The organism is Nocardia sp. NBC_01327, assembly GCF_035958815.1.
GTDB lineage: Bacteria > Actinomycetota > Actinomycetes > Mycobacteriales > Mycobacteriaceae > Nocardia.
This window is the reverse complement of record NZ_CP108383.1, coordinates 8,060,699-8,080,983: the sequence shown is the minus strand read 5'-3', so window position 1 is coordinate 8,080,983 and position 20,285 is coordinate 8,060,699. Positions and strand designations below refer to the sequence as shown.

Sequence of the window (20,285 nt, the reverse complement as noted above, 5' to 3'; positions counted from 1 at the left end):
CCGCCGAGACATCGGCGGCGCGCGCCGGTTGAGTGGCAAGCTATCGCAATCCGATGACCTGGGGGAACGATCCGGGCGCCACTGCCCGTGTGCTCGCGTCGTCGTCGACGGCCCCCGGCTGGGATGTGGGCGCAAGCCTCCGCACCCCAGACCTTCGTACATCGTACGCCAGCCCCCCGAAACAAGTTCCGCGACAAAGCAATCGGTGTTTATCTGCCTTCACATCGCTCTGGCGGCCCGGTGGCCCCGGCAGTTTGGGACACGTCCACACGGCCCCTCCTCAGATACGCGCATTACCATGGCAGTGCGCGCGTCCTACGCGCACTGCTTTCCCGCCTAGGGGGGCGTACCGAAGACCACCGACCAGAGGACTGAAAAGACCCGTGCCTGCGCTGTCGCTTTCGAGGTTGCTACGGATTGGTGAAGGTCGCACGGTCAAGCGCCTTGCGAACCTGGCGGATGAAGTCATCGCCCTGGACGAGGAGTTCACGGCGCTGTCCGACTCCGAGTTGCAAGCCAAGACCGCTGAATTGCGGGAGCGCTACGCCGACGGGGAATCCCTCGACGAGCTGCTCCTCGAGGCCTTCGCGACCGCCCGGGAAGCGTCCTGGCGAGTGCTCAACCAGAAGCACTACAAGGTGCAGATCATGGGTGGCGCCGCCCTGCACATCGGCAATGTGTCCGAGATGAAGACCGGTGAGGGCAAGACCCTGACCTGTGTGCTGCCCGCCTACCTCAATGCCATCGGCGGCGACGGCGTGCACGTGGTCACCGTCAACGACTACCTCGCCAAGCGCGACTCCGAGTGGATGGGCCGGGTGCACCGCTTCCTCGGCCTCGAGGTCGACGTGATCCTCGGCGGTATGACCCCGGCCCAGCGCAAGGTGGCCTACCACGCGGATATCACCTACGGCACGAACAACGAGTTCGGCTTCGACTACCTGCGCGACAATATGACCCATTCGCTGGACGATCTGGTGCAGCGCGGGCACAGCTTCGCCATCGTCGACGAGGTCGACTCGATCCTCATCGACGAGGCGCGGACGCCGCTCATCATCTCGGGCCCGGCGGACGCCTCCTCGAAGTGGTACGCGGAGTTCGCGCGCATCTCCCCGCTGCTGAAGAAGGACCTGCACTACGAGGTCGATATCAAGAAGCGCACCATCGGCGTGCACGAGGCGGGCGTCGAATTCGTCGAGGATCAGCTCGGCATCGACAACCTGTACGAGGCCGCGAACTCGCCCCTGGTCAGTTACCTGAACAACTCCATCAAGGCCAAGGAGTTGTACAACAAGGACAAGGACTACATCGTCCGCGACGGTGAGGTCATCATCGTCGACGAGTTCACCGGCCGAATCCTGGTGGGGCGCCGCTACAACGAGGGCATGCACCAGGCCATCGAGGCCAAAGAGGGCGTGGAGATCCAGCCGGAGAACCAGACGCTGGCGACCATCACGCTGCAGAACTACTTCCGCCTCTACGACAAGCTGTCCGGTATGACCGGTACCGCCGAGACCGAGGCGGCCGAGCTGCACCAGACCTACGGCCTGGGCGTGGTGCCGATCCCGACCAACCGGGAAATGGTCCGCGTCGACCAGTCCGACCTCATCTACAAGACCGAAGAGGCCAAGTACTCCGCGGTCGCCGACGATATCTCCGAGCGGCACGAGAAGGGCCAGCCGGTACTGATCGGCACCACCTCGGTCGAGCGCTCGGAGTATCTGTCCAAGCAGCTCACCAAGCGCGGTATCCCGCATTCGGTGCTGAACGCCAAGTTCCACGAGCAGGAAGCGCAGATCATCGCCGAGGCCGGTCGGCCCGGCGCGGTCACCGTCGCTACCAATATGGCCGGTCGTGGTACCGATATCGTGCTCGGCGGCAATGCCGACATCATCGCCGACATCCTGCTGCGCCGTCAGGGCCTGGACCCGGTCGAGACTCCCGAGGAGTACGAGGCGGCCTGGCTGCCCGCGCTCGAGCGTGTCAAGGAGCAGACCGCGGAAGACGCCGAGACGGTGATCGAGGCCGGCGGCCTGTACGTGCTGGGCACCGAGCGGCACGAGTCGCGGCGTATCGACAATCAGCTGCGCGGTCGTTCCGGCCGTCAGGGCGACCCGGGCGAGTCCCGCTTCTACCTGTCGCTGGGCGATGAGCTCATGCGGCGCTTCAACGGCGCGGCCCTCGAGTCGATCATGACCCGCCTGAACCTGCCCGACGATGTGCCGATCGAGGCCAAGATGGTCTCGCGTGCGATCAAGTCCGCGCAGACCCAGGTCGAGCAGCAGAACTTCGAGATCCGCAAGAACGTCCTCAAGTACGACGAGGTCATGAACCAGCAGCGCACGGTGATCTATGCCGAGCGTGCCCGCATCCTCAACGGTGAGGATATGGAGGGTCAGGTCCAGGAGATGATCACCGATGTGATCACCGCCTACGTCAACGGCGCCACCGCCGAGGGCTATGTGGAGGACTGGGATCTCGCCAAGCTGTGGTCCGCGTTGAAGACGCTGTACCCCATCGGCATCGATTACAAGGAACTGACCGGCGAGACCGCGGGCGGCGACGTCGGCGAGCTCTCCCGCGAGGATCTGCTCGAGGCCGTCCTGGAGGATGCGCACAGCTCCTACGAGAACCGCGAGAACGAGATCGATTCGCTCGCGGGCGAAGGCAGCATGCGCAATCTGGAACGCCAGATCCTGCTGTCGGTGCTGGACCGCAAGTGGCGTGAGCACCTCTACGAGATGGATTACCTCAAGGAGGGCATCGGCCTGCGTGCCATGGCCCAGCGCGACCCGCTGGTCGAGTACCAGCGTGAGGGCTTCGACATGTTCGCCGCCATGCTGGAGGGCCTGAAGGAGGAGTCGGTCGGCTTCCTGTTCAACCTGCAGGTCGAGGTGCAGCAGCCGCAGCCCGCCGGCGTGTCGGTCGGAGCCGGTCTGCAGTCGCCCGTCGGCAATCGCCCGCTGCCCACCGAGGAGGCCGCCCCGGCCGCCAATGGCGCACCGGCGGCGTTGCGCGCCAAGGGCATCGGCGATTCGGCGCCCCGCGCGCTGAGCTACTCGGGTCCGGATGAGGACGGCCGCGCGGTCGCCCACAGCGATGAGGACGAGTACGGCAACGGCGATTCCGGCACCCGCCGCGAGCGTCGTGAGGCCGCTCGCGGCCAGTCCAAGCAGGACAAGGCGCCGAAGTCCAAGCGCCGCCGCTGATCCGGCCTGAGACAGCAGAAGACGCCCCGGGTGATATCACCCGGGGCGTCTTCGTTTTCCCCAGCGCCAGCTGGAAGCCCTGCACAGTCCGAGTTGGACCGCTGTCATTCACCGCCCGGCGAAATCACCGGGGGCGCTTCGGTTCCCATGGCTGAAAAGATGCCAACCCCTTCCTGGCATCTTCCCGAGCTGTCCGCCCCGCAGGACCGAAGCGAGCGTTGCCTACTGGGCGGCCGGCGGGGTGGTGGTGCCGCTGCCGCTGGTCAGCAGCTTCACCAGGCCGGTGACCAGGTTGGCGGAGCCGGAGGCCGAACCGGTCGGCGAGGTCGGGGTCGCCGGGTCGGTGGTGGCCGGCGGGGTGGTGGTATCGGCCATCGCGATACCGGTACCGGCGAACAGCAGACCGGTGGCGGCAACGGCGACACCCAGCACACGCATCTTGCGCATTGATTCTCCTTGTGATGAAACAAGTCAGCGGTGAAATTCGCTGACTCGGAATACTTATCACGTGACGTTCTGAGACGGCAAATCAATTCGCGTTCCAGTGATTTGCTGAGTTTTTATAATTCGAATTGTGCGCAGCATAAATTCGCCCCGCGCAATAGATGCGCGTGACTCCGCTTGCGGGCATATTCGTGATGATGCCGATGGACTATCGGCGAGTGATGGGGGTTCCCCTGCTCCCGCGCGTGACTACTGGCCCTCCTGTAGGAGCCGCCCCGACTCGGCCGCTCTTACTGCTGGTGGGGATGCTAGTCAGCACGGGCGTAGGTGGCATCGGCCGTTGAATCGGTCACCGTATCGGTCAGGCTTTCCCGCTCGGTCTGTTATTGATGTGTGATTGCCCGGTGATATTCGGCACGGCCGGATTCTTGATTTGGTTGCGGCCTGTTAGCTGATGTAATGTGCATTGTGCGCGAGATCGAGGGGCTCTACGGGCGAGAACAAGAACAGGTCCAATTGGGCCGAATGCTCGCTATGGCTCGCTCCGGTCGCGGTTCGGCCATTGTGTTGCACGGGGAACCGGGTGCGGGTAAATCGGCGCTACTGCGCGACACCATCGCCAAGGCAACGGATTTCCGTGTACACGGATGTGAGGGCGACCCCGCCGAATCGGAGCTGAATTTCGCGGCACTGCACGAGCTGCTGCTGCCGCTGGCCGATCGCCTGACCGCACTGCCCGCACCGCAGGCCGAGGCGCTGGCGCAGGCGTTCGAAAGCCGTAGCGATCCCGTCGACGGATTCCTCATCGGCGCCGCACTGGTCACGCTCTTCTCGGCTCTCGCCGGGGAACAGCCGGTCCTGCTCGTTGTCGGTGACGCGCATCTGGTGGATGCCGCGACCACCCGGGCCCTGCAGTTCGCGATGCGCCGGCTGATCACCTCGCCGGTGGTGCTGCTGTGCGCCCTGTCCGGTGATCCCGCGCGGACCGGCTGGGACCGGCTGCCCGCCCTGCCGATCGGCGGATTGTCCGATGCCGCCGCCCGCCGGCTGCTCGAACAGCGCTGGGGTGTGCTCGGGGCGTTGCGGACGGCGCGGGTGCTGCGGGTGGCGGGCGGCAATCCGCTGGCCCTGCGTGAATTGCCGGTCCAGGCAGAGGAATTCGCCGGTATCGCGGCCGGGCCCGTGACGCTGGGCCCGCGATTGGCCGCCGCCTATCAGGATCGGATCGCCGCACTGCCCGATGCGGTGCGGACGCTGCTGCGGCTGGTGGCGGCCGAGGACCGCGGTGTGCTGCGCGTGGTGCTGGCCGCGGCGGCCACCCTCTGGCATACGGGCGGTGCCCACCTCGGCGGTGCGCACCTGGTGAGCGCCTGGGAGCAGGTGGAATCGGCCGGGGTGCTGGTGGTCGGCGACGGCCGGGTCGATATGCGTAATCGCCTGCTGTGCATGGCCGTGTACGACGCCGCGACCCCGGCGCAGCGCCGGTCGGTGCATCTGGCGCTCGCGGCGGTGCTGACCGGACCCGAGGATCTCGATCAGCGCGCCTGGCATCAGGCGGCCGCGACGGATCCGGCCGACGAACAGCTGGCGGCGACCCTGACCGCCCGCGCCGAGCGCACCCGCGACGGATCGCTGGCGGCCGCCGCCATGCTGCGCCGGGCCGCCGCGATCACCCCCGATCCCGTCGACGCGGGTGCGCGCATGGCGGCCGCCGCCCGGCTGGCGTGGGCGGGCGGGGATATCGAGTCCGCGCGCCGGCTCCTGGATCGGGCCGTGGAGCGGATCGGCACCGAGCGGGCCGCCGTCGCCGGCGGCGGATTGGCCGGACTCCTGGAATTTGTTGCGGGTGAACCGGAACGAGCCAATGCCATGCTGCTGCACGATGCCGATGTGGTCGATGTCCGGACCGCCGGTGAACTGCGGGCGCTGGCCGCGCAGGCGCGCTGGGCCGCCGGTCACGAGGACGCCGTATCGATGCCGATGCATTTCGATACGGCCGATTTCGGGCCCGGTCCGGCGCTGAGCATCTGCCAGTTGCCGCCCGCCCCACTGGTTCTGCTCTGGGGGCTGGCGGATCGGGCGCTCGAGCCCTTCACCCGGGCGACAACACAATTGCGGGATGCCGGCGCCCGCGCGGCCGCGGTCTTCATGCTGCCGCAGCTGGCGATCGTGCAGTTCGCGAACGGCCGCCTACCGGCCGCGGAGGCGACGCTGGCGGACGCGTTCGAATTGGCCCGATCGGTCGGGACCGACAATGTGCTCGCGCACTGCTGGAACCTCAATGCGAAAATCGCTGCGCTGCGCGGTGATTCCGACATTGTCGGTGACAGCATCGAGCGCGCGCTGGCGCTGGCGCGCCCGCATCGGGCGCATGCGCTCATCGCCTCGTCCTACTGGCATCTCGGCTTCGATGCCTTGAGCAATGGTGATCCGGAGACGGCGTATCTGCGGCTGCGGGCGCTGGCGCAGCCCGGGCACGATGCCCGGCATCCGACCTACGCCCGGCTCGCGGCCCCCGATATGGTCGAGGCCGCCTGCCGGATCGGCCGGGTCGGCGAAGCGGCGGAGTACTACGAGACGATCCGCGCCTGGGCGATGCGTTCCCGGGCGGACTGGGCGATGGCCGCGGCCTACACCTGCCGGGCGCTGCTGAGCGAGGACGAGCGGGCCGACCACTACTTCCGCCGCGCGCTGGCGGTGCGCCGCACCCGGCACGATCTGAACCACGCCCGCACCCGGCTGCTCTACGGCAAGTGGTTGCGCCGGGCCCGCCGCCGCGGTGATGCCGCCGAGCAATTGCGCACCGCCCTGGAGTCTTTCGAGCGCATGGGCGCGGTGCCGTGGATCGTGAGCGCGCAGCAGGAGCTGGATCTCACCGGCCGCGCGCCCACACCCGCGCTCGGGACGGGTCCCGGTTCGGTGCTGACCGCGCAGGAGTTGCGCGTCGCCCGCCTGGCCGCGCAGGGTCTGACCAATCGTGAGATCGGTGTCGAACTGTTCGTCAGCCCGCGCACCGTCGGTCATCATCTGTCGCGGACCTTCGGCAAGCTCGGCCTCGGCGGCAGAGCCGAACTCGCCGATATCGACTTCGACAACGGCCTGCGGATCAGCCGGCAGCACTGAGCCGTCAGTCCAGCCGCATCGATTCGCCCCAGTAGCGCGGATCCGAGTTGACGAGAATCATCCCCGCCACACTGCCGGCGCAACTTCCGCACGCGTCCACTCGAATGAGCTTGTCGACATCGATATCGCCACCGAGCACGGCGCGCGCCGAAAGCCACACCGCGCGCAGATACAGGGCGGCGGGCCTCCCGCAGCGCACGCATCCGGGCAACTCGCGGCTGTCGTCATTGCGCCCGATTCGCACCTCGGGTGTCACCGGCGCACCCGGCCCCAAATCCTCATCGAGGAGCGGCGAGTACTCGCCCCGCTCATGGTCTTCCACCTCGGCAGGCTAAACCACGCCCGGGAACCCCCGCACCCCGTGCGGCCGGGACGCCGCTCAGACTCTGGTCAGTTCGAACAGCCGGAACGTCCGATCCCCGGCCAGGCGCTGCTCCATGGCGTAGCCGCGCCAGAACGTGATCGCGTGCTGCCAGGCGTGATCGCGGTCGGCGCCGGTGAGCCAGCGGACCCCGACGGTGAATCGCTCACCGTCGACGTGTAATTCGGCCTGGTCGGCGGCCTTCAGATTGGCCGACCAGGCGGGGTGTTCCGGGCGTCCCCAATTGGAACCGATGAGCAGGAACACTTTCCGGTTGTCCGGATCGGGGACGTAGAGCAGGGATACGGTGCGCGGCAGTCCGGTGCGGCGGCCGAGGACGGTCAGCTCCAGGGAGGGCAGCCCGGCCAGATCGAGAACGCCCTTGCGCCCGCGGGTGATTCGCCGGACGGTCCGGTCGAGCGCGAGGATCGCCGGTGACATGCGCATGACGATCGGGCGTGCGGCAATGGCCCGCCCGAGCGCGGGCAGCGGATTCCAGCGCGCATGCTCCCCGCCCCGCCGGACGGGCCGTGACTTTCGACGTAGTCGCATGATCACCAGGCCCGCTGCGGGAGATCCCAGTCGTCCAGCCAGTCGCTGGGACCGACCGTGCCCGGTGGCAGCGGTTCGTCGTAGGGCTCGGCCGCGTAAGGACGTTGTGCGCGTGGAGTTTTCGACTGCTCGGCGCGCATTCCCGCAGCCGCGCTCTGGTGCAGCAGCGCAGCGGCATACGGATTGTCGGTGAATGTGCGCCGCAGCGCGGCGGCGCTCTGGCCGGCCTGGGCGCACGCGGCCTGCTGCGCCTGCACCACCAGGCGCGCGAGATCCCGCATCGCCGTGCCCTGCAGCGAATCGTCGATGGACAGCCCGGTGAGTGTGCCGTCGACATCGACCTCGGCGCGCACCTGCCCCTGTGCGGCTGCGCCCTGCCCTCTGATGCGGGTCACCTGCTGCCCGATGTGGGCGGCGTGCAGCATCAGTTCTGTCAGTGCGGTATCGGCATTGCTCGAGATCATGGAACTCCCTAGGGGGTGGGGAATTTCAGTGGGCTGCGAGAGATTTCAGTGGGCTACGAGAGATGCTGGCTGCGGCCGAACTCAGATGGTGGTGGTCTGGCCGCCTTTGAACCAGGGGTCGTTGGTATTGAGCGCATTGAGCAGTAGTCGGATGGCCGCCACCCGCGCCTGCTTACCCGGCAGATTGTCGAGGGCGCATTCGGGATCGGCGGGCGGGCCGAGATGCGTGCAGCCGCGCGGGCAGTCCTCGATGGCGTCGGCGAGATCGGAGAAGGCGCCGATGACATCGTCGGGCGTGATGTGCGCCAGCCCGAAGGAGCGGACACCGGGGGTGTCCACGACCCAGCCGCCCTCCACCAGGGGCAGGGCCACGGACTGGGTGGAGGTGTGCCGCCCCTTGCCCACCCCGGAGACCACGCCGACGGCCCGATCGGCATCGGGGACAAGGCGATTCACCAAAGTCGACTTGCCGACACCGGAGTGCCCGATGAGCGCGGTGAGGCGGCCGTTCAACAGCTCCAGCACCGGTTCGAGCGGATCGTCGACCCCGCCGTACACAATGGTGAGGTCCAAATCCTCGAAGGTGGCGGCGAATTCGGATTCCGCGGCGAGATCATGTTTGGTCAGGCACAGAATCGGTTGCAGCCCACCGACATACGCGGCCACCATGGCGCGCTCCACGAAACCGGTGCGCGGCGGCGGATCCGCCAGGGCGACCACGATGAACAGCTGCCCGGCATTGGCGACGACAATGCGTTCGAACGGATCGGTGTCATCGGCGGTGCGGCGCAGGACAGTTCGCCGTTCCGCGACCCGGACGATGCGCGCCAGGCTGTCCGGCTTCCCGGACAGATCGCCGACCAGATCCACCTGATCGCCGACCACGATCGGGGTGCGGCCCAATTCGCGGGCGCGCATGGCGACGATCCGGTGTTCCGGATCGTCGTCGAGAACACAACCCCACCGGCCCCGGTCGACCGAGACGACCATGGCGGCTTCCGCATCCAGATGCTGCGGACGGGTTTTGGTGCGGGGACGCGAGGTCTTGCCCGGACGGATCCGGACGTCGGACTCGTCGTACTCGCGGCGCTTCAGTTCCCTGCCTCCGATTCGCTGAGCATGTTCTCCCACAGCCCAACGAAATTCGGGAGCGTCTTGGCGGTGGTGCCGATGTCCTCGATCTCCACGCCCGGCACCACGAGACCGATAATCGCTCCGGCGGTGGCCATGCGGTGATCGGCGTAGGAGTGCCACTGCCCGCCCGACAGCGGCGCCGGCGTGATGATCAGCCCGTCCTCGGTCTCGGTGACATTGCCGCCGAGCCGGTTGATCTCGGCGGCCAGCGCCGCGAGCCGATCGGTCTCGTGCCCGCGCAGGTGCGCGATCCCGCGCAGGCGGGACGGCGAATCCGCAAGGGCCGCAAGGGCTGCGACGGTCGGGGTCAGTTCGCCCACATCGTGCAGGTCGATATCGATGCCGGCCAGGCGCTGCGGCCCGTGCACGGTGAGCACATTCTCGAAGCTGCGGCATTCCGCGCCCATGCGCACCAGGATCTCGCGGATCACATCGCCCGGCTGCGTGGTGTAGCGCGGCCAGTGCGGAATGGTCACCGTGCCGCCGGTGACGGCCGCCGCCGCCAGGAACGGGGTGGCATTGGACAGATCCGGCTCCACCTCCCAGTCCACGGCGCGGATCGGCCCGGGCGATACCGTCCAGGTCTGCGCCTTGCGGGGATCGGAGGGGGCCTCCACCTGCACATCGGCCTGGCGCAGCATCTGCACGGTCATCTCGATATGCGGCATCGAAGGCAGCCGCGCCCCATCGTGATTCACGGTGACGCCCTGTTCGAACCGCGCCGCCGACAGCAGCAGCCCGGACACGAACTGTGACGATCCGGAGGCGTCGATGGTGACCGGCCCGCCGCGCAGTGCGCCCGTCCCGTGCACCACGAAAGGCAGTGCGTCGCCGTCGATATCGACGCCGAGGCTGCGCAGTGCGTCCAGAATGGTGTTCAGCGGCCGCACCCGCGCCTGCTCGTCGCCGTCGAAGGCGACATCGCCGGTGGCCAGGGCGGCGACGGACGGCAGGAATCGCATGATGGTGCCCGCGAGCCCGCAATCCACCATGGCGCTGGTGAACTCGTCGGGCGGGGTGACGGTGAGGGTGTCGGCATCACCCTCGATGCCCACGCCCATGGCCCGCAGCGCGTCGATCATGAGGTTGGTGTCGCGGCTGCGCAGCGCACCGGTGAGGGTGGACGGCCGATCCGCCAGTGCGGCGAGGATCAGCGCCCGGTTGGTAATGGATTTGGACCCGGGCAGGGTCACGGTCGCGTGCACGGGAGTTCGGACATGGGGCGCGGGCCAGAAAGTCACAGGTCCATCTTCCCAAACGATCGACGTCCTGCGGGGCTCCCCGCCCCTTTCGTCCGGTGCGGGCACGGGAATTCCGCGATTTTCCCGCCGTACCGGTGGTTCCGGGCCCTGGATTGCCCGTCAGACTAGCCATATACGTATATGGGTACGTATACTGGCGGGGTGATCGATCCCTTCAGCCTCACGCTCGGCGCCGCACTGGTCGGCGGTGGCTGGGTGCTCGGCCGCTTCGGTTCCCGCTCCGGTAAGCAGCCCGGGCAACTCGCACCGGCCACCGCCCTCTGCGGCTGCGGCCACGACCTCGCCGTGCACGAGCGCGAGAGCAGCCGCTGCCACGGCGAAACCTTCCGCAAGAACGGCCACGGCCTCAAGGAGTGGGCGAGCTGCAACTGCCGCCGCTACACCGGCCCCACGCCCCTCGAAGAATTCTTCGTCCCCCCGGCCCTGCCGCCGACTCCCTGAAACGCCGAATGCCGGTTCCCCCAAGGGAAACCGGCATCGAAAGCCGTTTCGAGCGCGAAGCCGCACTGCGATTCAAGGTTTCAGGGGCAGAGCCCCTGAAACACCTTTCACCCCCCGGAGTGGGGAACTCTCTACTTATTACGCCCGTGCAGGAACGGCACGATCTTGCGCAGCAGCTTCATGGTGCTGTCAGTCCGCGAGTACGACAGCAATGCCATACCCGGAATCGTGAAGCGCTGCACCGCGATCGAATGCGGCCGCGAGAATTCCAGCAGCCCCGGCGCGCCGTGGATGCGCCCGATACCGGAATCGCCGACGCCGCCGAACGGCAGTCCGGAGATGGCGGCGTAGCTGAGCACCGAATTCACCGATGTGCAGCCGACATTCAGGCGGCGCGCGATCTCCAGCCCGTGCTTGGCCGAGTACACCGCCGACCCCAGCCCGTACTTGCTCCTATTGGTCAGCTCCACCGCTTCGTCGATGCCGTTGACGGTGCGAATGGTGACGGTCGGCCCGAAGGTCTCCTCGCACACCGCATCCGAGGATTCGTCGGTGTCGACCAGGATGACCGGCTCGATGAACGGACCCTTGATGGATTCGGGCCCGCCGAGCACGGCCTTGCCGCCGTTCTTCAGCGCGTCGTCGATATGCCGCCGCACGATATCGATCTGGCTGGGCATGGTCATCGGCCCGTAGGAGGCCTTGTCGTCCGAGCCCGGCTTGATATCGGTCAGGATGCGCTTGACCTCGGCGATGAACGGTTCGGCGATCGACTTGTCGACGTACACCCGCTCCACGCCGGCGCAGGTCTGCCCGGAATTGGAGGTGGCGCCCCATGCGACCGCGTCGGCCGCGGCCTTGATATCGGCATCGGCGGCCACGATCACCGCATCCTTGCCGCCGCACTCCAGCAGTACCGGGGTGAGCGAATCGGCCGCAGAGGCCATGATCTTCTTACCGGTCGCGGTGGACCCGGTGAAGGCCAGCTTGTTCACGCCCGCGCGCACCAGCGCGGCGCCGGTGGCGCCGAAGCCGTTGATGGCGGTGAAAACCCCGTCCGGCAGGTCCGGATTCGCCTCGGCGAAGGCGGCGGCGACGAAATTGCCGATGCCCGTGGAGAATTCGCTCGGCTTGAACACGACCGTATTGCCGGCGGCCAGCGCGTAGGCGATGGAACCGTTGGGGGTGTAGATCGGGTAGTTCCACGGCCCGATGATGCCGACCACGCCGAGCGGGCGCTGCTCCACATGCGCGGAGAAGTTCGACATGAGCGCGCCCGGGGAGACCTTCTTGGGCTTGAGTACCTTCTCCGCATTGGAGGCCGCCCACTTGATGTGCTCGAGCACCAGCATCAGCTCGAGGTAGGCGTCGTCGAGCGGTTTGCCGTTCTCGGCGTGGATGAGCGCGCAGAGTTCGTCGGAGGTGGCGACCAGCCTGCTGTTCCAGCGCAGCAGATGCCGCTTGCGCTCGGCGTAGCTCAGCGCACCCCAGGTGGCGGCGGCGGTGCGGGCCTTGGCGACGGCGGCGTGCACCGCGGCCTCGTCATCGATCTTGTAAGTGGCGAGGACCTCGCCGGTGGCGGGGTTGACGGAGGTCAGCACGGCGTCCTGATCGATCGGGGCGGTGTCGGTAACAGACATGATTGGCAGCGATCCCTTTACGAGAGTGTGATGCGACGAACGTCTCATACGTTCCAAGTGAAGTCAATTGCCCTCACTTTACTCGCGACTGTTTCAAAGGTGTGGGAAGACTCGAATCCGTCGGTGTCCGGTGGCAGCATGGTCCACATGTGCGGTAGGTACGCGACAACGACGAATCCCGCCACGCTGGCCGTCGAACTCGACGCTCTCGACGAGACGGGTGCCGACACCGGCAAGGGCTTCGACCCCAACTACAACGTGGCGCCCACGAATCAGGTGCTCACGGTGGTGGAGCGGCACGACCGCGACCACCCGCAGGACCCGGCGACCCTGCGTATCCGGGCCATGCGCTGGGGTCTGATCCCGCCCTGGAGCAAGGCCGCCGAACCCGGCATCCCGGCCAAGGGCAAACCGCTGTTCAATGCCCGCGCCGACAAGGCCGCCACCACCGCGTCCTTCCGCGATGCGGTGAAGAAGCGCCGCTGCCTGGTACCGATGGACGGCTGGTACGAGTGGGTGACAGAACCGGGCGGATCCGGCAAGGCCGTCAAACAGCCGTTCTTCATGTCCAGGGCCGACGGTGAGCGCCTGTACATGGCCGGCCTCTGGTCGGTCTGGCGCGACCGCAGTCTGGGCGACGAGGCGAAACCGCTGCTGTCCTGCACCATCCTGACCACCGATGCGGTCGGTGATCTGACGAAGGTGCACGACCGCATGCCACTGCCCATGCCCCGCGCGCACTGGGACGCCTGGCTCGACCCGGACCACCCGGCCCCCGAAGAACTGCTGGAAACCCCGCGCCCCGAGGATGTCTCGGACATCCTGATCCGCCCGGTGCCCCTGCTGGTCAACAGCGTCCGCAACAACGGCCCGGAACTGCTGGACAGGGTGGACGAACAAGCCGGTCAGATCAGCCTGATCTGACCGGCCTGCGTGAATCAATCTGTCAGAGATCGCATTTCACCGACGGCAGGGCGATATTCAGCCCGCACTTGAATGCGCCGGTGGCCAGATCGATGATCTTCGTCGTCATGGTGCCGCCGAGTTTGCCGGCCTTCTCGGGCTTCTCGTCCTTCTGCGGCGCCTGCGCTCCGGGCGCCCCGGGCGCCGCCGGGTCCGGCCCGAGCGGGTAGTTCGGATTCTGGGGCGCGACGACGATGGGGGCGGCCGTCGCGGTGGCCGCGGTCAGCGGGCCGGACGCCAGCGCTACGAGCAGTACGCCGGAAACGGCTACGACGCTGGTTCGAATTCGCTGATGGGGAGACATAAAACGCATCACATCCTCGGGTCGGGCGAACCTGGCGAGAGGGGGAAACGTACAAACAAGACAAAACCTACTGAGACAAGTAACGCACAGAATGGGCCGCGATCCGGGGATCGCGGCCCACCCTGTGCGTGTCAAGAGCACTGGTCAGGTGCCCATATTGCTAGCCGATCGCTGCTGCCGCAGCCTCTTCGATCTTCTCCTGCCGGGCCTGGATACCGCCGGAGGTGCGCAGCGGCACTTCCTTCCAGAACATCACCAGGATCAGTGCGATGAGCGCGACCGCGGCCGCCACCAGGAACACGGTGTCCATGGCATTGGCGAAGCCGACCTTGAGCGGATGCGCCAGCGTCGGGTTCACCTTCTGGATGATCGAGCTGTCGTCGAGCACCTTCGCCGCCGCGGCCGAGTCGTGGTGCGCCAGACCGTTGGCCAGCGCCTGATCGGCCGGATTGCTGCTCTGCATGCCCTCCGCGATCGCCTGCTGATACGACGATGTGGTTGCGGCGGACTGCAATTCGGTGCTGATGTTCGGCCCGATCTGCGAGAACATGATCGACAGGAACACCGCGACACCCAGCGTGCCGCCGATCTGCCGGAAGAAGGTCGCGGCCGCGGTGGACACGCCCATATCCTGCGGCGGCAGTGCGTTCTGAATCGCCAGCGTCAGCGGCTGCATCAGATTGCCCAGGCCGAGGCCGACGATCAGCATGAACAGCATGGCCACGTACAGCGGGGTGTCCGCGCCGATGAAGTGCAGCATGAACAGACCCAGCACCAGCAGACCCGCGCCCAGCGGCGGGAAGATCTTGTACCGCCCGGTGCGAGAGATGGTCTGACCGGCGAAGATCGAGGCCGCCATCATGCCGACCACCAGCGGCAGCATCTGCATACCGGCCAGCGTCGGACTGGAACCGCGCACCACCTGCAGGTACTGCGGCAGCATGGTCATACCGCCGAACATGGCCGAGCCCACCACGATCGAGATGGCCACGCCGAGTGCGAAGGTCGAGTTCTTGAACATGCGCAGCGGAATCAGTGCGGCATCACCGAGTTTGGCCTGCACCGCGATGAATCCGATCAGGCCCAGTGCGCCGATCACGTAGCAGATGATGGAGTTCGTGCTGCTCCAGCCCCAGATGCGGCCCTGTTCGGCGACCACCAGCAGTGGCACCAGTCCGATGGCCATGGTGAGCACGCCGAACCAGTCGACGGTCGCCTTGGAGCGCTGCACCTTCGGCAGCTTCAGTACGCGGGACACGACGGCCAGCGCGATGATGCCCAGCGGCACGTTCACCAGGAACACCCAGCGCCAGCCGGTGATCCCCAGGATCTCGTTCTGACCGGAGATGATGCCGCCCAGCACCGGCCCGGCCACGCTGGAGGTACCGAACACGGCCAGGAAGTACCCCTGGTAGCGCGCCCGCTCCCGCGGCCCGACCATATCGCCGAGGATGGTCAGCGCCAGCGACATCAGACCGCCCGCGCCCAGACCCTGGAAGGCCCGGAAGGCCGCCAGCTCGTACATGGACGAGGCGAAGGCGCACAGCAGCGAACCGGCCACGAAGATCGAGATGGCCGCCAGATAGAACGGCTTGCGGCCGTACATATCCGAGAGCTTGCCGTACAGGGGAGTGGAGAGGGTCGCGGTGATCAGATACGCCGTGGTGACCCACGCCTGCATCGAATAGCCCTGCAGGTCATCGGCAATGGTGCGGATCGACGTCGACACGATGGTCTGGTCGAGCGCGCCGAGCAGCATGCCGAGCAGCAGGCCGCTGAGCACGACCATGATTTGTTTGTGGGTGAAACCGGCGGTGGACTGCGGTTCCACTTCTGCTGTAGTGGTCACGAATTACTCTCTGGGGACTCGATTTTCGGAAGAATTTTGGATGTGCCCTTGGGGTACAGGGCAGCCATCTTGAGACTGCGGGCGTGCTCGTAGCCGTCGACGAACCTGCTCAGCAGGGTGACGAACGATTCCTGCTCGCCGGGGGTCCAGTCGGCCATGATGTCGCGCAGTGTCTCGTTGCGCCGTAAACGGATCTCGGCGGCCACCTCGCGCCCCTCGGCGGTCACGGCCAGTACGCTGACCCGGCCGTCGGCGGGATCGGCGCGGCGCTCGATATAACCGCGTTTCACCAGGTTCGCGGCCTGCCGGCTGATCGTCGAGGCATCCGAGTAGAGCGCCTCGGCGAGGGCTCCGGAACGCATCGGCCCGTTGTGGATCAGCTTGAAGAGGATGGCGAACGCGGCGGGTTCGACCTCGCCGTTGGTGGCGGCGGCGATCTGCGCATTGGCGCGGTCCCGCAATCTGTTCAAACGAATGATCTGGGTGGCGACGGTGTCGGCCACGTCGTCGGTGACGGGGCAACTGGGTTGCGCCTGGTCATCGGTCACGGGGTCCACCTCCTTGCATCAAACAACTGCTTGTGCCTATCAACTGCTTGTAGCAATCAACTAGTTGTACTCAGCAAGTATGTGGAGATAGTTGTTCCTTGGCAAGTTATTTTTCGACGGGGTGTCTCAGCTCACTGCGACCGCGGCAGTGACGGCGCTGGTCAGCCGCACCAACTCGGCCGGAGCGAGCTCGATCTCCAGCCCGCGCTTCCCGGCGCTGCACAGGATCCGATCGAACCCGAGGGCGGATTCGTCGATCACGGTCGGCAGCCGCTTCTTCTGCCCGAGCGGTGAAATCCCGCCCAGCACATAGCCGGTCGTGCGTTCCGCCTTCGCCCTGTCGGCCATCACGGCCTTGCCCGCACCCAGCGCCGCGGCCGCCGCCTTGAGCGACAGCTTGGCCGGAACCGGCAGCACCGCCACCGCGAGCCCGCCCGAACCGAGCTCGATCACCAGCGTCTTGAAAATCTGTTCCGCGCTCACCCCGAGCTCCGCCGCGAGCGCCTCGACGGCCTCCGCCCCGTAGGAGTCACTGCGCGGATCGTGCGGGTAGGCGTGCACCAGGTGCTCCACTTTCGCCTGCACGAGTGCCTTGATCGCCGGGGTCGAAGCTGCCATGCGCCCACCCTAAACAGCGCCACACCCGTCGAGACACCGGTTTTCACCCCCGCTGGGAACACGACGACCACTCGCCCTGTTGCACGCCATACGCGTTACGCGAAAGCCGAACAGCCTGCGGTTGCGCGTTGTATCCCATCACGAAGGAGGAGTCGGTGACCGTTCTGGTCGAGGAACGACCGGTGCGCTTGACGCTGCACCCTGCCGGTTTCCCGGCGCTCACCCCGCTCGCGGTAGATTCAACTGCTACGGCGATCGAAGGGAACAACGTGACGAGCGACGACGACATGGTCGTTCGCCTGCCCGATGACGACTCGGATACTGCCGAGACCATCCAGGCCGGCGACAACGGCACCGACGACGGCACGGAACGTGCGCGCAGCACGGAGACCCCCCAGGAATTGACGCGCCGATTCGAGCGCGACGCACTGCCGCTGCTCGATCAGCTCTACGGCGCGGCACTGCGCATGACCCGCAACCCGGCCGATGCCGAGGATCTGGTCCAGGAGACCTTCGCCAAGGCGTACCAGGGCTTCCGGTCCTTCCGCGAGGGCACCAATCTGCGGGCCTGGCTGTACCGCATCCTCACCAATACCTACATCAACTCGTATCGGAAGAAGCAGCGCCAGCCCGCGCAGTATCCGACCGACGAGATCAGCGACTGGCAGCTGGCCGCCACCGCCGAGCACACCTCGCAGGGTCTGCGCTCGGCCGAGATGGAGGCGCTCGAGGCTCTGCCCGACGACGACATCAAGCGGGCGCTACAGGAGCTACCGGAGGAATTCCGGATGGCGGTGTATTACGCCGACGTAGAGGGCTTCCCCTACAAGGAAATCGCCGAGATCATGGGAACCCCCATCGGAACCGTCATGTCCCGTCTGCACCGCGGCCGTAAGCAGCTCAAAGGCCTGCTCGCCGACGTGGCCCGGGAACGCGGATTCAACCGGGGCAGCGATACGCGTCAGGAGGTCACCCAGTGAGCGACGAGATGGACATGGACTGCACGGCGGTGCTCGCCGACGTGTGGCTGCTCCTGGACAACGAATGCGACGAGACCATCAAGGCCCGTCTGCAAGAGCACATCAACCGCTGCTCGCCCTGTATCGAGGCCTACGGTCTCGAAGAGAAGCTGAAATCCCTGCTCAACCGCAAATGCGGCGGCGAGCGCGCCCCCGACTCCCTGCGCGCCCGGCTGACCATGGAAATCCGGACAACCTTCACTCAGGTGGAAACCCGGATCGAGCCCAAGTAACAGCTCCCCGGAAAAAGCATGAGCGGCACACTTCTTCAGAAGTGATGCCGCTCAGTGCTTTTGGAGCTAGGTTCTTCAGCTCAGGCGTTCGGACGCTTGCCGTGGTTGGCTGCGTTCTTCTTCCGGCTGCGCTTCTTACGGCCACGCTTACCCATGGGTAGTCTCCCTTCTGTTCATGGCATTCTTTCATGTGTGGTTGTCTGTACCTTCATCGGATACGGGTCAACGGAAACAAGGAGCCTCATGGCCGAGGAAGTGCTCGCGGAGATGGTGTCCACCGTCTACCAGATCGTCGCGAATGTGGGCGATCAGGTGAAGGAGGGTGACACCCTGGTGATCCTCGAGTCGATGAAGATGGAGATCCCGGTCTTGGCCGAGGCCGAGGGCACCGTCGCCTCCATCAACGTCAAGCCCGGCGATGTCATCCAGAAGGACGACCTGATCGCCGTCATCAGCTGACCGGCAGCATCGGCTGATTCGCGTCGGCAGCGCCGACTCCTCCTCCCGCGGTTCACCGCGCGGCACGAATCCTTACCTCGGCGTGGGAACATACTCCCGAGTTGGGATCAGAGGAGCGTGGCTGAATGTCGACACTGAGCGATCTACTGGCTGAGCACACCGACCTACCGGGTGCCGCCGTCGATCATCTTCAACGCGTGGTGGGGGATTGGCAATTGCTTGCCGACCTGTCCTTCGCGGATTTGCTGCTCTGGGTGGGGACCGGCCCGATAGCCGACGGCGCCGAAGTGGTGTGCGTCGCACAGGCCCGCCCCACCACCGCCCCCACCGTGCACCCGGAGGACCTGGTCGGTTCGCTGGCGACCAAGGAGATGCACCCGCAGATCTTCGAGGCCCTGGTCTCGAATGACATCGTGCGGGTGGACACCGATTCGGAGGTCTCCGGCGTCTATCACCCGCAGCCGGTGCACGCGATTCGCGAGGCGATTCCGGTGCGGGTCGGCGACGATGTGATCGCCATTCTCGGTCGCGATACCGATGTGCAGCGCCGAAAGATGCGCTCCAGCTTGGAGATCGCGTACATGGCGGCCTCCGACGACCTGTGCCAGATGGTCAATGACGGCACCTGGCCGACGCTGGAGGATCGCACCGGTTCGCACTCCAGCCCAAGGGCCGGTGACGGTTTCATCCGTCTGGACACCGACGGCATCGTGGTCTACGCCAGCCCGAACGCGCTCTCGGCCTATCACCGCATGGGTTTACAGAACGATCTGGTCGGTCAGGATCTGGCGCTCACCACCCGATCGCTGATCACCGATCCGTTCGACGCGCAGGAGGTGGTCGGCGATATCCAGGCCGCCCTGGCCGGAAAGGCCGGGCGCCGAATGGAAGTCGAGGCGCGCGGGGCGACCGTCCTGCTGCGCACCCTGGTACTGCGCCCGAACGGCAACCTCGGCGGGGCGGCGGTGCTGGTCCGCGATGTCACCGAGGTGAAGCGCCGCGACCGCGCACTGCTGTCCAAGGACGCGACCATCCGTGAGATCCACCACCGGGTGAAGAACAACCTGCAGACGGTCGCCGCGCTGCTGCGGTTGCAGGCCCGCCGCACCGAGAACGAGGAGGCCAGACTGGCGCTCACCGAATCGGTCCGCCGCGTGACTTCCATTGCGTCGGTTCACGAAATGCTGTCCATGTCGGTCGACGAGGAGGTCGATCTCGACGAGGTGGTCGACCGCCTGCTGCCGATAATGGCCGATGTGGCCACCGTGCACACCGCGCGCATCAAGGTCCGGCGCGCCGGCTCGCTGGGGGTCTTCTCCGCCGAACGTGCAACCCCCCTGGTCATGGTGCTCACCGAATTGGTGCAGAACGCCATCGAGCATGCGTTCGACGCGGGCGAGAACGGTACTGTCACCATCCGTTCCGAGCGCTCCGCGCGCTGGCTGGACGTGATCATCAGCGATGACGGCCGCGGCCTGCCCGACGGTTTCAGCCTGGAAGCCTCGGACCGCCTGGGCCTGCAAATTGTCCGCACCTTGGTCACCGCCGAACTCGGCGGTTCGATCGGCCTGCACCCCGGCGCGGACATCGGCACCGACGCGGTCCTGCGCGTCCCCCTGGGCCGGCGTTCGGCCCGCTGAATACAGCGACCTGCCATTACTG

General features: G+C 66.6%; 20 protein-coding genes. 8 read left to right on the top strand and 12 right to left on the bottom strand.

The annotated features are described in order from the left end of the window. Positions 1-383: 383 nt before the first annotated feature. Positions 384-3,209 carry a preprotein translocase subunit SecA gene (gene secA / locus OG326_RS37350; RefSeq protein ID WP_327141821.1) on the top strand — a complete coding sequence of 942 codons (2,826 nt, stop codon included), beginning with the start codon at positions 384-386 and terminating at the stop codon, positions 3,207-3,209. Positions 3,210-3,431: 222 nt separating this feature from the next. On the opposite strand, the gene OG326_RS37345 is transcribed toward secA, so the two are convergent. Continuing rightward, positions 3,432-3,656, bottom strand: a complete 225-nt coding sequence (locus OG326_RS37345) for a hypothetical protein (RefSeq protein ID WP_327141820.1) — start codon at positions 3,654-3,656, stop codon at positions 3,432-3,434. Between the two features lie 465 nt (positions 3,657-4,121). Here OG326_RS37345 and OG326_RS37340 point away from each other — a divergent pair, with 465 nt between their 5' ends. Further along, positions 4,122-6,776, top strand: coding sequence for a helix-turn-helix transcriptional regulator (locus OG326_RS37340; protein WP_327141819.1), 2,655 nt, complete (start codon positions 4,122-4,124; stop codon positions 6,774-6,776). Between the two features lie 4 nt (positions 6,777-6,780). Here the strand turns inward: OG326_RS37340 and OG326_RS37335 are convergent, their stop codons facing one another. The 5 genes from OG326_RS37335 to aroA all read right to left on the bottom strand — a co-directional run bounded on the left by OG326_RS37335 (position 6,781) and on the right by aroA (position 10,528). After that, a complete protein-coding gene (locus tag OG326_RS37335) occupies positions 6,781-7,098 on the bottom strand; it encodes a hypothetical protein (protein WP_327141818.1) in 318 nt (105 codons plus the stop codon). Positions 7,099-7,155: 57 nt separating this feature from the next. Then, positions 7,156-7,689 carry a nitroreductase family deazaflavin-dependent oxidoreductase gene (locus tag OG326_RS37330; RefSeq protein WP_327141817.1) on the bottom strand — a complete coding sequence of 178 codons (534 nt, stop codon included), beginning with the start codon at positions 7,687-7,689 and terminating at the stop codon, positions 7,156-7,158. 2 nt (positions 7,690-7,691) lie between these two features. Then, positions 7,692-8,153 (bottom strand): YbaB/EbfC family nucleoid-associated protein, encoded by a 462-nt coding sequence (locus tag OG326_RS37325; RefSeq protein ID WP_327141816.1) that lies wholly within the window; start codon positions 8,151-8,153, stop codon positions 7,692-7,694. An 81-nt stretch (positions 8,154-8,234) separates the two neighbouring features. Beyond that, positions 8,235-9,284: a ribosome small subunit-dependent GTPase A gene (gene rsgA, locus OG326_RS37320; RefSeq protein ID WP_327141815.1), complete on the bottom strand. Its 1,050-nt coding sequence runs from the start codon at positions 9,282-9,284 to the stop codon at positions 8,235-8,237. Beyond that, positions 9,245-10,528: a 3-phosphoshikimate 1-carboxyvinyltransferase gene (aroA, locus tag OG326_RS37315; protein ID WP_327141814.1), complete on the bottom strand. Its 1,284-nt coding sequence runs from the start codon at positions 10,526-10,528 to the stop codon at positions 9,245-9,247. Before aroA ends, rsgA begins: the two co-directional genes overlap by 40 nt. A gap of 162 nt (positions 10,529-10,690) precedes the next feature. Between aroA and OG326_RS37310 the strand changes: the two genes are divergently transcribed. Beyond that, entirely contained in the window at positions 10,691-10,990 is a 300-nt protein-coding gene (locus OG326_RS37310; protein ID WP_327141813.1) for a hypothetical protein, read from the top strand. 131 nt (positions 10,991-11,121) lie between these two features. Here OG326_RS37310 and OG326_RS37305 read toward each other — a convergent pair whose 3' ends face one another. Continuing rightward, a complete protein-coding gene (locus OG326_RS37305) occupies positions 11,122-12,630 on the bottom strand; it encodes an aldehyde dehydrogenase family protein (RefSeq protein WP_327141812.1) in 1,509 nt (502 codons plus the stop codon). A 147-nt stretch (positions 12,631-12,777) separates the two neighbouring features. Here OG326_RS37305 and OG326_RS37300 point away from each other — a divergent pair, with 147 nt between their 5' ends. Further along, positions 12,778-13,554 carry an SOS response-associated peptidase gene (locus OG326_RS37300; protein WP_327146699.1) on the top strand — a complete coding sequence of 259 codons (777 nt, stop codon included), beginning with the start codon at positions 12,778-12,780 and terminating at the stop codon, positions 13,552-13,554. A 22-nt stretch (positions 13,555-13,576) separates the two neighbouring features. On the opposite strand, the gene OG326_RS37295 is transcribed toward OG326_RS37300, so the two are convergent. The 4 genes from OG326_RS37295 to ybaK form a co-directional block, all read right to left on the bottom strand. Beyond that, a complete protein-coding gene (locus OG326_RS37295) occupies positions 13,577-13,897 on the bottom strand; it encodes a hypothetical protein (protein WP_327141811.1) in 321 nt (106 codons plus the stop codon). 160 nt (positions 13,898-14,057) lie between these two features. Then, positions 14,058-15,686 carry an MDR family MFS transporter gene (locus tag OG326_RS37290; protein WP_327146698.1) on the bottom strand — a complete coding sequence of 543 codons (1,629 nt, stop codon included), beginning with the start codon at positions 15,684-15,686 and terminating at the stop codon, positions 14,058-14,060. A gap of 56 nt (positions 15,687-15,742) precedes the next feature. After that, on the bottom strand, positions 15,743-16,294 hold the full coding sequence (locus tag OG326_RS37285; RefSeq protein ID WP_327141810.1) for a MarR family winged helix-turn-helix transcriptional regulator: 552 nt from the start codon (positions 16,292-16,294) through the stop codon (positions 15,743-15,745). A gap of 126 nt (positions 16,295-16,420) precedes the next feature. After that, complete coding sequence (gene ybaK / locus OG326_RS37280; protein WP_327141809.1) at positions 16,421-16,912, bottom strand: Cys-tRNA(Pro) deacylase; 492 nt, start codon at positions 16,910-16,912, stop codon at positions 16,421-16,423. 287 nt (positions 16,913-17,199) lie between these two features. Here ybaK and OG326_RS37275 point away from each other — a divergent pair, with 287 nt between their 5' ends. Then, the gene (locus tag OG326_RS37275; RefSeq protein WP_297612929.1) at positions 17,200-17,892 is read left to right on the top strand and encodes a sigma-70 family RNA polymerase sigma factor; all 693 of its coding nucleotides are present in this window, start codon (positions 17,200-17,202) and stop codon (positions 17,890-17,892) included. Between the two features lie 8 nt (positions 17,893-17,900). Further along, positions 17,901-18,164, top strand: coding sequence for a mycothiol system anti-sigma-R factor (gene rsrA, locus OG326_RS37270; RefSeq protein ID WP_327146697.1), 264 nt, complete (start codon positions 17,901-17,903; stop codon positions 18,162-18,164). Between the two features lie 80 nt (positions 18,165-18,244). Here the strand turns inward: rsrA and OG326_RS43115 are convergent, their stop codons facing one another. After that, positions 18,245-18,319, bottom strand: a complete 75-nt coding sequence (locus tag OG326_RS43115; RefSeq protein WP_371865352.1) for a 50S ribosomal protein bL37 — start codon at positions 18,317-18,319, stop codon at positions 18,245-18,247. A gap of 88 nt (positions 18,320-18,407) precedes the next feature. Here OG326_RS43115 and OG326_RS37265 point away from each other — a divergent pair, with 88 nt between their 5' ends. Continuing rightward, positions 18,408-18,623 carry a biotin/lipoyl-binding carrier protein gene (locus OG326_RS37265; protein WP_327141807.1) on the top strand — a complete coding sequence of 72 codons (216 nt, stop codon included), beginning with the start codon at positions 18,408-18,410 and terminating at the stop codon, positions 18,621-18,623. A 125-nt stretch (positions 18,624-18,748) separates the two neighbouring features. Then, positions 18,749-20,263, top strand: a complete 1,515-nt coding sequence (locus OG326_RS37260) for a sensor histidine kinase (RefSeq protein ID WP_327141806.1) — start codon at positions 18,749-18,751, stop codon at positions 20,261-20,263. Positions 20,264-20,285: the final 22 nt, after the last annotated feature.

Excerpts from the sequence above, each read along its gene's own strand:
- OG326_RS37345 (WP_327141820.1), bottom strand. The coding sequence starts at position 3,656 with ATGCGCAAGATGCGTGTGCTGGGTGTCGCCGTTGCCGCCACCGGTCTG.
- OG326_RS37330 (WP_327141817.1), bottom strand. The coding sequence starts at position 7,689 with ATGCGACTACGTCGAAAGTCACGGCCCGTCCGGCGGGGCGGGGAGCAT.
- OG326_RS37325 (WP_327141816.1), bottom strand. The coding sequence starts at position 8,153 with ATGATCTCGAGCAATGCCGATACCGCACTGACAGAACTGATGCTGCAC.
- OG326_RS37305 (WP_327141812.1), bottom strand. The coding sequence starts at position 12,630 with ATGTCTGTTACCGACACCGCCCCGATCGATCAGGACGCCGTGCTGACC.
- OG326_RS37300 (WP_327146699.1), top strand. The coding sequence starts at position 12,778 with ATGTGCGGTAGGTACGCGACAACGACGAATCCCGCCACGCTGGCCGTC.
- OG326_RS37295 (WP_327141811.1), bottom strand. The coding sequence starts at position 13,897 with ATGTCTCCCCATCAGCGAATTCGAACCAGCGTCGTAGCCGTTTCCGGC.
- OG326_RS37290 (WP_327146698.1), bottom strand. The coding sequence starts at position 15,686 with ATGGTCGTGCTCAGCGGCCTGCTGCTCGGCATGCTGCTCGGCGCGCTC.
- ybaK (WP_327141809.1), bottom strand. The coding sequence starts at position 16,912 with ATGGCAGCTTCGACCCCGGCGATCAAGGCACTCGTGCAGGCGAAAGTG.
- OG326_RS37275 (WP_297612929.1), top strand. The coding sequence starts at position 17,200 with ATGGTCGTTCGCCTGCCCGATGACGACTCGGATACTGCCGAGACCATC.
- rsrA (WP_327146697.1), top strand. The coding sequence starts at position 17,901 with ATGGACATGGACTGCACGGCGGTGCTCGCCGACGTGTGGCTGCTCCTG.
- OG326_RS37265 (WP_327141807.1), top strand. The coding sequence starts at position 18,408 with ATGGCCGAGGAAGTGCTCGCGGAGATGGTGTCCACCGTCTACCAGATC.
- OG326_RS37260 (WP_327141806.1), top strand. The coding sequence starts at position 18,749 with ATGTCGACACTGAGCGATCTACTGGCTGAGCACACCGACCTACCGGGT.